The sequence below is a fragment of the Streptomyces sp. NPDC026417 genome, assembly GCF_055567695.1.
Map to the genome: position 1 here is coordinate 191,932 of NZ_JBVHPY010000001.1, position 13,135 is coordinate 205,066.

Sequence of the window (13,135 nt, forward strand, 5' to 3'; positions counted from 1 at the left end):
AGCGGCGGATTCCGCGGCCCCCGGGGAGTGCCGTGTGCGCCCCCGCGCCGGGTGTCGGCGGCGCTCCGTAGACTGGGCCCCGTGAGTGAGCTCCCCCCGCACGACGACAGCAGCGAGTCCGATCCCCTCGATTCCTTCGACGAGATCGTCGCGCACGAGACCGAGCGCGATCCGGACCTCGCGGTGATCGAGGCCGGCAGCCGCACCCTGCGCACGCAGGGCGGCACGCCGCAGTCGGACGTTCCCGCGCGCCCGGCCGACCCCGAGACCGACAAGGCGCTGCGCGAGGTCGAGGCCGAGCTCGCCACCCGCTGGGGCGAGACGAAGCTGGAGCCGTCGGTCGACCGCATCGCGGCGCTGATGGACGTCCTGGGCGAGCCCCAGCGCGCGTACCCCTCCATCCACATCACGGGGACGAACGGCAAGACCTCCACCGCCCGCATGATCGAGGCGCTGCTCGGCGCCTTCGAGCTGCGCACCGGCCGGTACACGAGCCCGCACGTCCAGTCGATCACCGAGCGCATCAGCCTGGACGGCGCCCCGGTCTCGGCCGAGCGGTTCATCGAGACGTACGGCGACATCAAGCCCTATGTCGAGATGGTCGACGCCCGGCAGGAGTTCCGCCTGTCCTTCTTCGAGGTGCTGACCGGCATGGCGTACGCGGCCTTCGCGGACGCGCCGGTCGACGTGGCCGTGGTGGAGGTGGGGATGGGCGGCAGCTGGGACGCCACCAACGTCATCGACGGCGACGTCGCCGTGATCACGCCCATCGACCTCGACCACACCGACCGGCTCGGCTCCACCCCCGGCGAGATCGCGCAGGAGAAGTCCGGCATCGTCAAGCAGGGCGCGACCGTGATCCTGGCCCAGCAGCCGGTCGACGCGGCCCAGGTGCTGCTGAAGAAGGCCGTCGAGGTCGACGCCACGGTGGCCCGCGAGGGCCTGGAGTTCGGTGTGGTGGCGCGGCATGTCGCCGTCGGCGGCCAGCTGCTGACCCTGCGCGGACTCGGCGGGGAGTACGAGGAGGTCTTCCTCCCCCTGCACGGCGCGTACCAGGCGCACAACGCCGCCGTGGCGCTCGCCGCCGTCGAGGCGTTCTTCGGGGTCGGCGCCGCGCACTCCCGGGGGCTGGACATCGACACCGTCCGCAAGGCCTTCGCCTCGGTCACCGCGCCGGGCCGCCTGGAGGTCGTCCGCCGCTCGCCGACCGTCGTCCTGGACGCCGCGCACAATCCGGCCGGCGCCCGCGCCACCGCCGAGGCGGTGAGCGAGGTCTTCGACTTCAGCCGGCTGATCGGTGTGGTGGGCGCCAGCGGCGACAAGAACGTCCGGGGACTGCTGGAGGCCTTCGAGCCGATCTTCGCCGAGGTCGTCGTCACGCAGAACTCCAGCCATCGCGCCATGGACGCGGACGAGCTGGGCGGTATCGCCGTCGAGGTCTTCGGCGAGGACCGCGTCCAGGTGGAGCCGCGGCTGGACGACGCGCTGGAGGCCGCCATCACCCTCGCCGAGGAGGAGGGCGAGTTCGCCGGCGGCGGCGTCCTCGTCACCGGTTCCGTCATCACCGTCGGCGAGGCCCGACTGCTCCTGGGGAGGGGCTGACCCGTGCGTACGCTCTGTGCATCCACCCTGATCGGCGAGTTCTTCGTGATCGGCTTCGCCGGTCTGGTCGCCATGAAGGACCCGGCGCTCGACGTCGGCACGGTCTGGACGGTGAGCGGCATCGCCATGGCGCTGTGCGTGTTGTTCTGCGGCGTGATCACCCGGCCCGGCGGTGTCCAGCTCGGCTGGGCCCTGCAGATCGCCCTGATCGCCTCCGGCTTCGTCGTCCCGACCATGTTCTTCATGGGCGCGATCTTCGCCGCCCTGTGGTGGGCCTCGGTCCACTACGGCCGCAAGATCGACGAGGCGAAGGCCCGCTTCGCTGCGCAGAGCGGGACGAGCAGCCCGTCCGGCGCCTGAGCCGGGCCCGGAGCGGGCGCGACCCGCGCGGGCGTGTCGGTCCGCGGCCCGGCGGCCGGTGTGCGCCCTCCGGGGCAGGGGCCCGGCCTGACACTGAGTAACGCTGCCCCAGGGCGGCCCTGTAGCCTCTGAGCCCGCACACCATGTGATCGAAGGAGCCACCACCGTGAGCCAGCGCACCCTCGTCCTGCTCAAGCCGGACGCCGTCCGTCGCGGCCTGACCGGCGAGATCATCAGCCGTATCGAGCGCAAGGCCGGCTGGCAGATCACCGCGCTGGAACTGCGGACGCTGGACCAGGACACGCTGGAGCAGCACTACGGCGAGCACAAGGGCAAGCCCTTCTACGAGCCGCTGGTCGCCTTCATGGCCTCCGGCCCGGTCGTGGCGCTCGTCGTCGAGGGCGAGCGGGTCATCGAGGGCGTCCGGGCGCTGGCCGGCCCGACCGACCCGATCGCCGCCGCGCCCGGGTCCATCCGCGGTGACTTCGGTGTCATCGTCCGGGAGAACCTGATCCACGCCTCCGACTCCGAGGAGTCCGCCGAGCGCGAGCTGAAGATCTTCTTCCCCGGCCGGGTCTGAGGCCCGCTCCGCGTCCCGAGCGCTGCCCGCGGCGGCCGACGGACCCGTCCGGCGCCCGGGTGCACCGGTTTTTTTCTGACGTCATGTCAGCCGAGGGGGCCCCATTCGGCCCGGGACGGCCGGACCATTTCGGCCGTCCTCCGGCATATGCGTGCCGATCGGGGGAACGCATGCCCCCGATGGCCCGTCTCCACAAGCGAGGCGCCACATCATCTGCTGACAATTGGCGAAGACCCTCGCGCAGTGTTCGTGCAGGCGCGTCTACGATGGAAGCCTTCACGTCACAGCACCCACCTCGCCGTCCTAAAAAGCCGTCAAAGCTCCACTTGGGAAGGCCAGACGAATCCTGATGGGGAACTCAATGTCGTTCATCGGCCGTGACATGGCTGTCGACCTCGGGACCGCCAACACGCTGGTGTACGTCAGGGGTCGCGGGATCGTTCTCAACGAGCCGTCCGTCGTCGCGATCAACACCAACACCGGTGGCATCCTCGCGGTCGGCGCGGAAGCGAAGAAGATGATCGGGCGGACCCCGGGCAACATCGTTGCCGTGCGTCCGCTGAAGGACGGCGTCATCGCCGACTTCGAGATCACCGAGCGCATGCTCCGCTACTTCATCCTGAAGATCCACAAGCGGCGCTACCTCGCTCGTCCTCGCGTCGTCGTCTGTGTGCCCTCCGGCATCACCGGCGTCGAGCGCCGCGCCGTCATCGAGGCGTCCTCCCAGGCGGGCGCCCGCCAGGTGCACATCATCGAGGAGCCCATGGCCGCGGCCATCGGCTCCGGCCTGCCGGTCCACGAGGCCACGGGCAACATGGTGGTGGACATCGGCGGCGGCACCACGGAGGTCGCGGTCATCTCGCTCGGCGGCATCGTGACCGCCCAGTCCATCCGCGTCGCGGGTGACGAGCTGGACAACGCGATCATCCAGCACATCAAGAAGGAGTACAGCCTCCTTCTCGGTGAGCGGACGGCCGAGCAGATCAAGATCACGATCGGTTCCGCGTACGACCTCGACAATGACGAACACACCGAAATCCGCGGCCGGGACCTGGTCTCCGGCCTGCCGAAGACCGTCGTCATCTCCGCGGCCGAAGTCCGCAAGGCCATCGAAGAACCGGTCAACGCGATCGTCGACGCCGTGAAGACCACCCTCGACAAGTGCCCGCCGGAGCTCTCCGGCGACGTCATGGACCGAGGAATCGTTCTGACCGGCGGCGGAGCCCTGCTGCGCGGTCTCGACGAGCGGCTGCGCCGGGAGACCGGCATGCCGATCCACATCGCCGAGGACCCGCTGGACAGCGTGGCGCTCGGTTCCGGCAAATGCGTCGAGGAGTTCGAGGCGCTCCAGCAGGTTCTGGACGCCCAGCCGCGCCGATGACACGACACTTCGATTCCGCCGTACGAGATGATCCCTTCTCGTACGGCGGATCGTTGATATAGAGGCATAAGCTCCCCCATAGCGCCCGGCGTTGCCGGGGCGTCATCCACGAATTCCCGAACAATTCCGACGAGGAAGGCACGGCCGCCGCACGTGAGGGACACGAAAGAGAGCCGGCTGCTCCTGGTGCTGCTGATCGCCATCGCGTTCGCGTTGATCACGGTGGACATCCGCGGTGGGGAGGACTCACCGGTCGAGGGTGCCCGCCACGCCGCGGCCACCGTCTTCGGTCCGATCGAGAACGGGGTCTCCTCCGCGGTCGACCCCGTCGGCAACGCGGTCGCCGCCGTCCGCGACTCGGGTGACCGGCACGACCGCATCGCCCAGCTCGAGAACGACAACGCGGCGTTGAAGGCGAAGCTCGGCAGCGACGACCGCAACCGCAGCCGGGTCAAGCAGCTCGACAAGATGCTGAAGACGGCCGGCGCCGGCCAGTACGGCATCAAGGGCGCCGAGGTCATCGCCATAGGAGCGGCCCAGGGCTTCTCCTGGACCGTCACCATCGACGTCGGCGCGAACGACGGCATCAAGCGCGACATGACCGTCCTCAACGGGGACGGCCTGGTCGGACGGGTCACCACCGTCGGCCCGAACACCGCCACCGTGCTCCTCGCCAACGACCCCGACTTCACCGTCGGCACGCGCATGGAGTCCACCGACGAACTCGGCTTCGCCGACGGGCAGGGCGACCGCCCGCTGCGCGTCCAGCTCCTCAACGGCAAGGCCAAGGTGGCCAAGGGCGACCGGCTCGTGACCTTCGGATCGCAGGCCGACAAGCCGTTCGTGCCCGGCGTCCCGGTCGGCGTGATCTCCCGCGTCGACCCCTCCGGCGGCGACCTGACCCGCACGGTCTACGTGAAGCCGTTCGTCTCCTTCACCAAGCTCGACATCGTCGGCGTCGTCGTGGAGGCCCCGCGCAAGGACCCGCGCGACGAGGTCCTGCCGCCGAAGCCCAAGCCCACCCCGACGCCGACGGTGACCGTGACGGTCACCCCCTCGGCCAGCGCGCCCGCCGACGGCCTGCAAGAGCAGTAGGAGCCGAATCCCATGCGTTTCAACCGGATGCTGCTCTCCACCACCCTGGTGGTCGTCGCCCTGGTGATCCAGGTGAGCGTCCTCGCCCGGCTGCACCTCCCCGGTGCCGTCCCCGACCTGGCGCTCCTCACCGTGCTCGCCCTCGCCATGGTCTACGGCCACGTCGGCGGCGCCCTCGTCGGCTTCGGCGCGGGCCTGCTCGCCGACCTGGCCCCACCCGCCGACCACGCCGCCGGGCGCTACGCCCTGGTGCTGTGCGTCATCGGCTACCTCGCCGGACTGGCGAAGCCGGAGAACGGCCGCCTCAAGTCGGCGACCGGCCCGATGGCCGTCGTCGTCGCCGCCGCGATCGGCTCCACGCTGCTGTACGCGGGAGTCGGCGCGCTCGTCGGCGACACGGCCGCCCGCCATGTGGGCCTCGGCAGCCTGCTGTTCACGGCCGCCCTCTACGACCTGCTGCTCGCCCCGTTCGTGGTCCCCGGTCTGATGGCCCTGGCGCGGCGCGCCGAGAACGACCCGCTCGCCGACAGCAACGCCGCCGCCAAGACGACCGACGTCTCCGCCGGCTGGCTGTCCTCCGGCACGGGCCTGCGCATCGGCAGCCAGCGCAGCGGTCTGCGGGTCAAGGCGGCCCGGGCGCGCGTCGCCCGCGCCGGACGCATCAAGGGGGTCAAGCGGCTGTGACCACCCGGCAGCGAGGGGCACAGGCGCCCCCGCGCACCAGGCAGCCGGCCGGCCGCGTCCACGCGCACAGGCCGGCCGTGTACTCGTACTACTCGTACACACACTGAGAGGGGGAGGCAGCCGCAGTGACCAACATCCCCGAGACCGGCCGGACCCCACGGGTCCAGATCCGGCTCGTCGTCATCCAGATCCTCGTGCTCTCCCTCCTCGGGACGCTCGGCGGCAGGCTCTGGTACCTCCAGATCCGCAACGGCGACGAGTACGCCAAGGAGGCCTCCGGCAACCACGTCCAGCAGGTCGTGCAGCCCGCGGTGCGCGGCTCGATCCTGGACGCGCGCGGAGTGCCCATCGCCGACAACGAGACCCGGCTGGTGGTCTCCGCCTCGCGGACCGACCTGCTGAAGATGAAGGACGACGGCAAGGGCGTCCTCACCAAGCTCGCCGACGTGCTGGACCTGAAGCCCAAGGACGTCATCGAGAAGGTCCGGCTGTGCGACGCCAAGACGCCCCAGCCCTGCTGGAACGGCTCGCCGTACCAGCCGATCCCGATCACCGACGAGGCCACGCCCAAGCAGGCCCTGCAGATCCGTGAGCGCTCCGAGGACTTCCCCGGCATCACCGCCGAGCCGGAGGCCGTCCGCCGCTACGCCGCGCCCGGCAAGGCCAACACCGCCCAGGTGCTCGGCTATCTCTCCCCGGTCACCGACGAGGAGATCACCAAGGCCAAGGACACCGACTCGCCGTATCTGCGCAGCGACCAGGTCGGCCGCTCCGGCCTGGAGCGCCAGTACGACAAGCAGCTGCGCGGCAAGGCGGGCGTCACCCGCTACGAGGTCGACAACCTCGGCCGGGTCATCGGCAAGGCGGAGAGCGACGCGGCCCAGCCCGGCGCCAACGTCGTCACGAGCATCGACTCCCGGGTGCAGCGCATCGCCGAGTACGAGCTCAACGAGGCGATGAAGACCGCCCGTAACGAGTTCGACAAGAACACCGGCGAGAACTACAAGGCGGACGCCGGCGCGGTCGTCGTCATGGAGGCCAAGACCGGCCGGGTCGTCGCCATGGCGTCCAACCCGAGCTACGACCCGAACGCCTGGGTCGGCGGCATCTCCGGCAAGGACTACGCCCGGCTCACCGGCAAGAAGTCCAACTACCCGCTGCTCAACCGCGCCATCCAGGGCCAGGCGGCACCCGGCTCCATCTTCAAGGTGATCCCGACGACCGCGGCCGTGAACGCCGGCTACCCCTTCGACGGCAACTACGAGTGCTCCAGCTCGTACAACCTCGGCGGCCAGGTCTTCAAGAACTTCGAGTCCAAGGGGTACGGCTCGATCAGCCTCGGCCGGGCGCTGGAGGTCTCCTGCGACACCGTCTTCTACCGCCTCTCGCACCAGGAGTGGCAGAAGGACGGCGGCAACAAGCCGAAGAAGCACCCCCACGACTGGTTCTACAAGACCGCCCACCAGTTCGGCCTCGGCAAGGAGACCGGCATCGACCTCCCCAACGAGGTCTCCGGCCGCGTCCCCGACCGCCAGTGGAAGCAGAGCTACTGGAAGGCCAACAAGGACGCCTGGTGCAAGACCGGCAAGAAGGACGGCGACTACGTCCAGAAGATCGCGTACGAGAACTGCCTCGAAGGCAACAAGATGCGCGCCGGTGACGCCGTCAACTACTCCATCGGCCAGGGCGACACCCTCGTCACCCCGATCCAGATGGCCACGATCTACGGAGCCATCTCCAACGGCGGCACCCTGTACGACCCCACGGTCGGCAAGGCCATCGTCAGCGCCGACGGCAAGAACGTGCAGCCCGTCAAGCCCACTTCGCACGGCAAGCTGCCGATGACGCAGAAGACGCGCGACGAGATAGACGAAGCCCTCGCGGGAGTCGCGACCCGCGGTACGGCCGCCTGGCGGTTCGGCGGCTGGCCGCAGGACAAGATCCCGATGCACGCCAAGACGGGTACGGCCGAGGTCTACGGCAAGCAGACGACCTCGTGGTTCGCCACGTACACCAAGGACTACACGGTCGTCATGACCATCTCCCAGGGTGGTACGGGCTCCGGTGCCTCCGGCCCCGCCGTGCGCAAGATCTACAACGCGCTGTACGGCGTCTCCGAGGACGGCGCGATCGACAAGAAGCGGGCGCTGCTGCCCACGCCGGAGAAGAACCTGCCGAAGATCGAGACGGACGGTTCGATCGACGCCCCGAAGATCTCCGAGGACCCGGCGAAGGACCAGCAGGCGACCGAGGAGGACCAGGGCGCCGGCACGGACCCGGACCAGCCCGCGGGCACCACCGCCCCGCCCGACCCGACCAACCGCGACACACGCAGGCGCTCGGCCCGCCCCGGGAAGCGGCGGAGGCCCCTCGCATGACCGGCGCGCGCACCACGAAGGGAAGGCTCACATGACCGGCACGAACGGCTTCTCCGTGTCCGGTTACGGGCCCGAGCGCGCCGGCTGGACGCGGCTCCTCGCCCGCGACTCGCTGGCCCGCCGGCTCGACTGGCCGATACTGCTCTCGGCCATCGCGCTCTCGCTGATCGGCACCGCCCTCGTCTACTCGGCGACCCGCAACCGCACCGAGATCAACCAGGGCGACCCGTACTACTTCCTGATCCGCCACCTGATGAACACCGGCATCGGCATCGCGCTGATGATCGGCACCGTCTGGCTCGGCCACCGCACCCTGCGCACCGCCGTGCCGATTCTCTACGGCATCTCCGTCTTCCTGATCCTGCTCGTGCTCACCCCGCTGGGCGCCACCGTCAACGGCGCCCACGCGTGGATCGTCCTCGGCGGCGGCTTCTCGCTCCAGCCCTCCGAGTTCGTGAAGATCACGATCATCCTGGGCATGGCGATGCTGCTGGCGGCCCGGGTCGACGCGGGCGACAAGCCCTACCCCGACCACCGCACGGTCCTGCAGTCCCTGGGCCTGGCCGCCGTGCCGATACTGATCGTGCTGCTGATGCCCGACCTCGGCTCGGTCATGGTCATGGTCATCATCGTGCTCGGCGTGCTGCTGGCCTCCGGCGCCTCCAACCGCTGGGTCTTCGGCCTGATCGGCACCGGCGCCCTCGGCGCCCTCGCCGTCTGGCAGCTGCACATCCTCGACGAGTACCAGATCAACCGCTTCGCGGCCTTCGCCAACCCCGAGCTCGACCCGGCCGGCGTCGGCTACAACACCAACCAGGCGCGCATCGCCATCGGCTCCGGCGGCCTGTTCGGCACCGGCCTCGGGCACGGCTCGCAGACCACCGGCCAGTTCGTCCCCGAACAGCAGACCGACTTCGTGTTCACGGTCGCGGGCGAGGAACTCGGCTTCGTCGGCGCCGGACTGATACTGCTGCTGCTCGGTGTCGTCCTGTGGCGCGCCTGCCGCATCGCCCGCGAGACGACGGAGCTGTACGGCACGATCGTCGCCGCCGGCATCATCGCCTGGTTCGCGTTCCAGTCGTTCGAGAACGTCGGCATGACCCTCGGCATCATGCCGGTCGCCGGTCTGCCCCTGCCGTTCGTCTCGTACGGCGGATCCTCGATGTTCGCGGTCTGGGTGGCCGTCGGACTGCTCCAGTCGATCAGAGTGCAGCGGCCGATGTCGGCGTAGGCGCCGCTCGGCGGACACGGGTGGCCCACTCGGGGCCGAGGGCGGACTGCCCTCGGCCCCGATTCGCGTCTAGATTCGTTTCATGGCGGACACGAAGCGCGAGATCGAGCGGAAGTACGAGGGACCGGCGGCCGGGGGCGGCGTGGGCCTGCCCGACCTGACGGACGTCCCCGGCGTCGGAAGCGTCGTCGGCCGGGGCGTCGACGAGCTGGACGCCACCTACTACGACACCGTCGACCGGCTCCTGGCGGCCGCGTCCGTCACCCTGCGCCGTCGCACCGGCGGAGCGGACGCGGGCTGGCACCTGAAACTGCCCGTGGCGGACGGCGTGCGCGACGAGATCCACGCCCCCCTCTCCGACTCCGTGCCCACCGCGCTCTCCTCGCTCGTGCGCTCCCGCACCCGGGACGCCGCACTCGTCCCCCTCATGCGGCTGCGGTCCTCCCGCGACCTGCGCCATCTGCTCGACGACGACGGTGACCTGCTCGCCGAGGTCAGCGTCGACCGGGTGCGTGCCGAGCGGCTCAGCGGCGGCGAGGGCACCGCCCAGTGGACCGAGATCGAGGTGGAACTCGCCGACGACGGGGACCCGGCCTTCCTCGACAAGGTCGAGAAGAAGCTCCGCAAGGCCGGGCTGCACCGGTCCGCCTCCCCCTCCAAACTGGCCCGCGCCCTGACCGAGACCGGCGTGGCCGCCGGGCCCGGCGCAGAGAAGCCGGCCCCCGCGAAGGCGCCCGCCACCGCCGGAGACCACGTCCTCGCCTACGTACGGGAGCAGCGCGACGCCCTCGTCGAGCTGGACCCGGCGGTCCGGCGCGACCAGCCCGACGCGGTGCACCGCATGCGGGTCGCCACCCGCCGCCTGCGCAACACCCTGCGCTCGTTCGACAACGTCCTGGACCGCACCGTCACCGATCCCCTCCGCACCGAGCTGAAGTGGCTGGCGGGGGAGCTGGCCGGGGACCGCGACCAGGAGGTGATCACCAAGCGGCTGGCCTCGGCCCTGGACGACCTTCCCGCGGCACTGCGCTCGGGTCCCGTGCGCAACCGGCTGCGCACGTGGTCCCAGGCGCGCCACACCGGCTCCCGGCAGCGGTTGACCGAGGCCCTCGACAGCCGCCGCCACCTGTATCTGCTGGCCGCCCTGGACGCCCTGGTCACCGATCCGCCGCTGCGCAAGGCGGCCTCCGGGAAACCGGAGAAGGTCCTCGGCAAGGCCGTCCACAAGGACATCGCCAAGCTCGAAAGCCTGGTCTCCCGGGCCGTCGGCCTGCCGGCGGGCCGGGATCGCGACCTTGCGCTGCACGAGGCCCGCAAGAAGGCCAAGCGGACGCGGTACGCCGCCGAGGCCGCCGTACCCGCGCTCGGCAAGCCCGCCAAGGCCACCGCGAAGTCGATGAAGTCGCTCACGAAACTGCTCGGCGACCATCAGGACAGCGTGATGGCCCGTGACGCCCTGCGCGACCTCGCGGAGCAGGCGCAGGCCGCCGGCGAGAGTTCGTTCACGTACGGCGTGCTGTACGGCCGTGAGGAGCGCCGTGCCGCGGCCGACGAGGAGGCGCTGCCCGGGGCGTGGCGGAAGGCGGAGCGGAAGGCGGCGTTCTGAGCGTGGGGCGGGGGACCCTTCCGGCCGCGTTAGGCTAGATGGTCACCCTCCCCCCAGCCTCCGGCCGGGGGCGCCCCCCAGTCAGCTCACGAAGGTTCGCGATGCCTGCCGAATCGGTCTTCCCGCAGCTCGAAGCTCTGCTCCCGCATGTGCAGAAGCCGATCCAGTACGTCGGCGGAGAGCTCAACTCCACGGTGAAGCCCTGGGACGCCTGTGACGTCCGCTGGGCCCTCATGTACCCCGACGCGTACGAGGTCGGACTCCCCAACCAGGGCGTCATGATCCTCTACGAGGTACTGAACGAGCGCGAGGGCGTCCTCGCCGAGCGCACGTACAGCGTGTGGCCGGACCTCGAGGAGCTGATGCGGGAGCACCGCGTCCCGCAGTTCACGGTGGACAGCCACCGCCCGGTGAAGGCCTTCGACGTGTTCGGCCTGAGCTTCTCGACCGAGCTCGGCTACACGAACATGCTGACCGCCCTGGACCTCGCGGGGATCCCCCTGGAGTCCAAGGACCGCACGCTCGACGACCCGATCGTGCTGGCCGGCGGTCACGCGGCCTTCAACCCCGAGCCGATCGCGGACTTCATCGACGCGGCGATCATCGGCGACGGCGAGCAGGCCGTCCTCGACATGACGGACATCATCCGCGCCTGGAAGGCGGAGGGCCGTCCCGGCGGCCGCGAGGAGGTACTCCTCCGCCTCGCGAAGACGGGCAACGTCTACATCCCGGCCTTCTACGACGTCGAGTACCTGCCCGACGGCCGTATCGCCCGCGTCGTACCGAACCGGTCCGGCGTCCCGTGGCGCGTCTCCAAGCACACGGTCATGGACCTCGACGAGTGGCCGTACCCGAAGCAGCCCCTCGTGCCGCTCGCGGAGACCGTCCACGAGCGCATGTCGGTGGAGATCTTCCGGGGCTGCACCCGCGGCTGCCGCTTCTGCCAGGCCGGCATGATCACCCGCCCGGTGCGCGAGCGCTCCATCACGGGCATCGGCGACATGGTCGAGAAGGGCCTGAAGGCGACCGGCTTCGAGGAGGTCGGCCTGCTGTCGCTGTCCTCCGCGGACCACTCGGAGATCGGCGACATCGCCAAGGGCCTGGCGGACCGCTACGAGGAAGACAAGATCGGCCTCTCCCTGCCCTCCACCCGCGTCGACGCCTTCAACGTGGACCTGGCCAACGAGCTGACCCGCAACGGCCGCCGTTCGGGCCTCACCTTCGCGCCCGAGGGCGGCTCCGAGCGCATGCGCAAGGTCATCAACAAGATGGTCTCGGAGGAGGACCTGATCCGTACGGTCTCCACCGCGTACGGCAACGGCTGGCGTCAGGTGAAGCTGTACTTCATGTGCGGTCTGCCCACCGAGACCGACGAGGACGTCCTGCAGATCGCCGACATGGCGATGAACGTCATCGCCGAGGGCCGCAAGGTCTCCGGCCAGAACGACATCCGCTGCACGGTGTCGATCGGCGGCTTCGTGCCCAAGCCGCACACCCCGTTCCAGTGGGCGCCGCAGCTGAGCGCCGAGGAGACGGACGCCCGCCTCACCAAGCTCCGCGACAAGATCCGCGGCGACAAGAAGTACGGCCGCTCCATCGGCTTCCGCTACCACGACGGCAAGCCCGGCATCGTCGAGGGCCTGCTCTCCCGCGGCGACCGCCGCATCGGCGCCGTCATCCGCGCCGTCTACGAGGACGGCGGCCGCTTCGACGGCTGGCGCGAGCACTTCTCCTACGACCGCTGGATGGCCTGCGCCGAGAAGACGCTGCCCGCCTTCGGCGTGGACGTCGACTGGTACACGACGCGTGAGAAGACCTACGAGGAGGTCCTGCCCTGGGACCACCTGGACTCGGGCCTCGACAAGGACTGGCTCTGGGAGGACTGGCAGGACGCCCTCGACGAGACCGAGGTCGAGGACTGCCGCTGGACCCCGTGCTTCGACTGCGGCGTCTGCCCCCAGATGGACACCCAGATCCAGATCGGCCCGACGGGCAAGAAGCTGCTGCCCCTGACGGTCAAGAAGCCGGCGACGAGCGGACACCAGCACTGACGCGGGCGGGGCGCTCGATCGGTTGATCGAGACCTCTGCCGGGGGGGGGGGGGGGGGGGGGGGGGGGGGGGGGGGGGGGGGGGGGGCCGGAGGGGGGGGGGGGGGGGGGGGGGGGGGAAGGTGGGGGGTGGGTGGGGGGAGGGGGGGGGGGGGGGGGGGGGGGGGGT

General features: G+C 70.4%; 10 protein-coding genes. All 10 read left to right on the forward strand.

Annotated features, from left to right (window positions below; translation table 11 throughout):
* Positions 1-81: 81 nt before the first annotated feature.
* The gene (gene folC / locus ACZ4NT_RS00800; protein ID WP_121403074.1) at positions 82-1,602 is read left to right on the forward strand and encodes a bifunctional tetrahydrofolate synthase/dihydrofolate synthase; all 1,521 of its coding nucleotides are present in this window, start codon (positions 82-84) and stop codon (positions 1,600-1,602) included.
* 3 nt (positions 1,603-1,605) lie between these two features.
* Complete coding sequence (locus ACZ4NT_RS00805; RefSeq protein WP_121403075.1) at positions 1,606-1,962, forward strand: DUF4233 domain-containing protein; 357 nt, start codon at positions 1,606-1,608, stop codon at positions 1,960-1,962.
* 166 nt (positions 1,963-2,128) lie between these two features.
* Entirely contained in the window at positions 2,129-2,542 is a 414-nt protein-coding gene (ndk, locus tag ACZ4NT_RS00810) for a nucleoside-diphosphate kinase (RefSeq protein WP_121403076.1), read from the forward strand.
* Between the two features lie 361 nt (positions 2,543-2,903).
* Entirely contained in the window at positions 2,904-3,923 is a 1,020-nt protein-coding gene (locus ACZ4NT_RS00815; protein WP_037747701.1) for a rod shape-determining protein, read from the forward strand.
* Positions 3,924-4,076: 153 nt separating this feature from the next.
* The gene (gene mreC, locus ACZ4NT_RS00820) at positions 4,077-5,018 is read left to right on the forward strand and encodes a rod shape-determining protein MreC (protein WP_121403077.1); all 942 of its coding nucleotides are present in this window, start codon (positions 4,077-4,079) and stop codon (positions 5,016-5,018) included.
* A gap of 12 nt (positions 5,019-5,030) precedes the next feature.
* Positions 5,031-5,702, forward strand: a complete 672-nt coding sequence (mreD, locus tag ACZ4NT_RS00825; protein WP_467722499.1) for a rod shape-determining protein MreD — start codon at positions 5,031-5,033, stop codon at positions 5,700-5,702.
* Positions 5,703-5,827: 125 nt separating this feature from the next.
* Positions 5,828-8,080, forward strand: coding sequence for a penicillin-binding protein 2 (mrdA, locus tag ACZ4NT_RS00830; protein ID WP_467722501.1), 2,253 nt, complete (start codon positions 5,828-5,830; stop codon positions 8,078-8,080).
* A gap of 31 nt (positions 8,081-8,111) precedes the next feature.
* Positions 8,112-9,311, forward strand: coding sequence for a rod shape-determining protein RodA (gene rodA / locus ACZ4NT_RS00835; protein WP_121403080.1), 1,200 nt, complete (start codon positions 8,112-8,114; stop codon positions 9,309-9,311).
* An 82-nt stretch (positions 9,312-9,393) separates the two neighbouring features.
* The gene (locus ACZ4NT_RS00840) at positions 9,394-10,917 is read left to right on the forward strand and encodes a CYTH and CHAD domain-containing protein (RefSeq protein ID WP_121403081.1); all 1,524 of its coding nucleotides are present in this window, start codon (positions 9,394-9,396) and stop codon (positions 10,915-10,917) included.
* A gap of 101 nt (positions 10,918-11,018) precedes the next feature.
* Positions 11,019-12,968: a TIGR03960 family B12-binding radical SAM protein gene (locus ACZ4NT_RS00845; RefSeq protein WP_121403082.1), complete on the forward strand. Its 1,950-nt coding sequence runs from the start codon at positions 11,019-11,021 to the stop codon at positions 12,966-12,968.
* Positions 12,969-13,135 lie beyond the last annotated feature (167 nt).

Excerpts from the sequence above, each read along its gene's own strand:
- ACZ4NT_RS00815 (WP_037747701.1), top strand. The coding sequence starts at position 2,904 with ATGTCGTTCATCGGCCGTGACATGGCTGTCGACCTCGGGACCGCCAAC.
- mreD (WP_467722499.1), top strand. The coding sequence starts at position 5,031 with ATGCGTTTCAACCGGATGCTGCTCTCCACCACCCTGGTGGTCGTCGCC.
- rodA (WP_121403080.1), top strand. The coding sequence starts at position 8,112 with ATGACCGGCACGAACGGCTTCTCCGTGTCCGGTTACGGGCCCGAGCGC.
- ACZ4NT_RS00840 (WP_121403081.1), top strand. The coding sequence starts at position 9,394 with ATGGCGGACACGAAGCGCGAGATCGAGCGGAAGTACGAGGGACCGGCG.
- ACZ4NT_RS00845 (WP_121403082.1), top strand. The coding sequence starts at position 11,019 with ATGCCTGCCGAATCGGTCTTCCCGCAGCTCGAAGCTCTGCTCCCGCAT.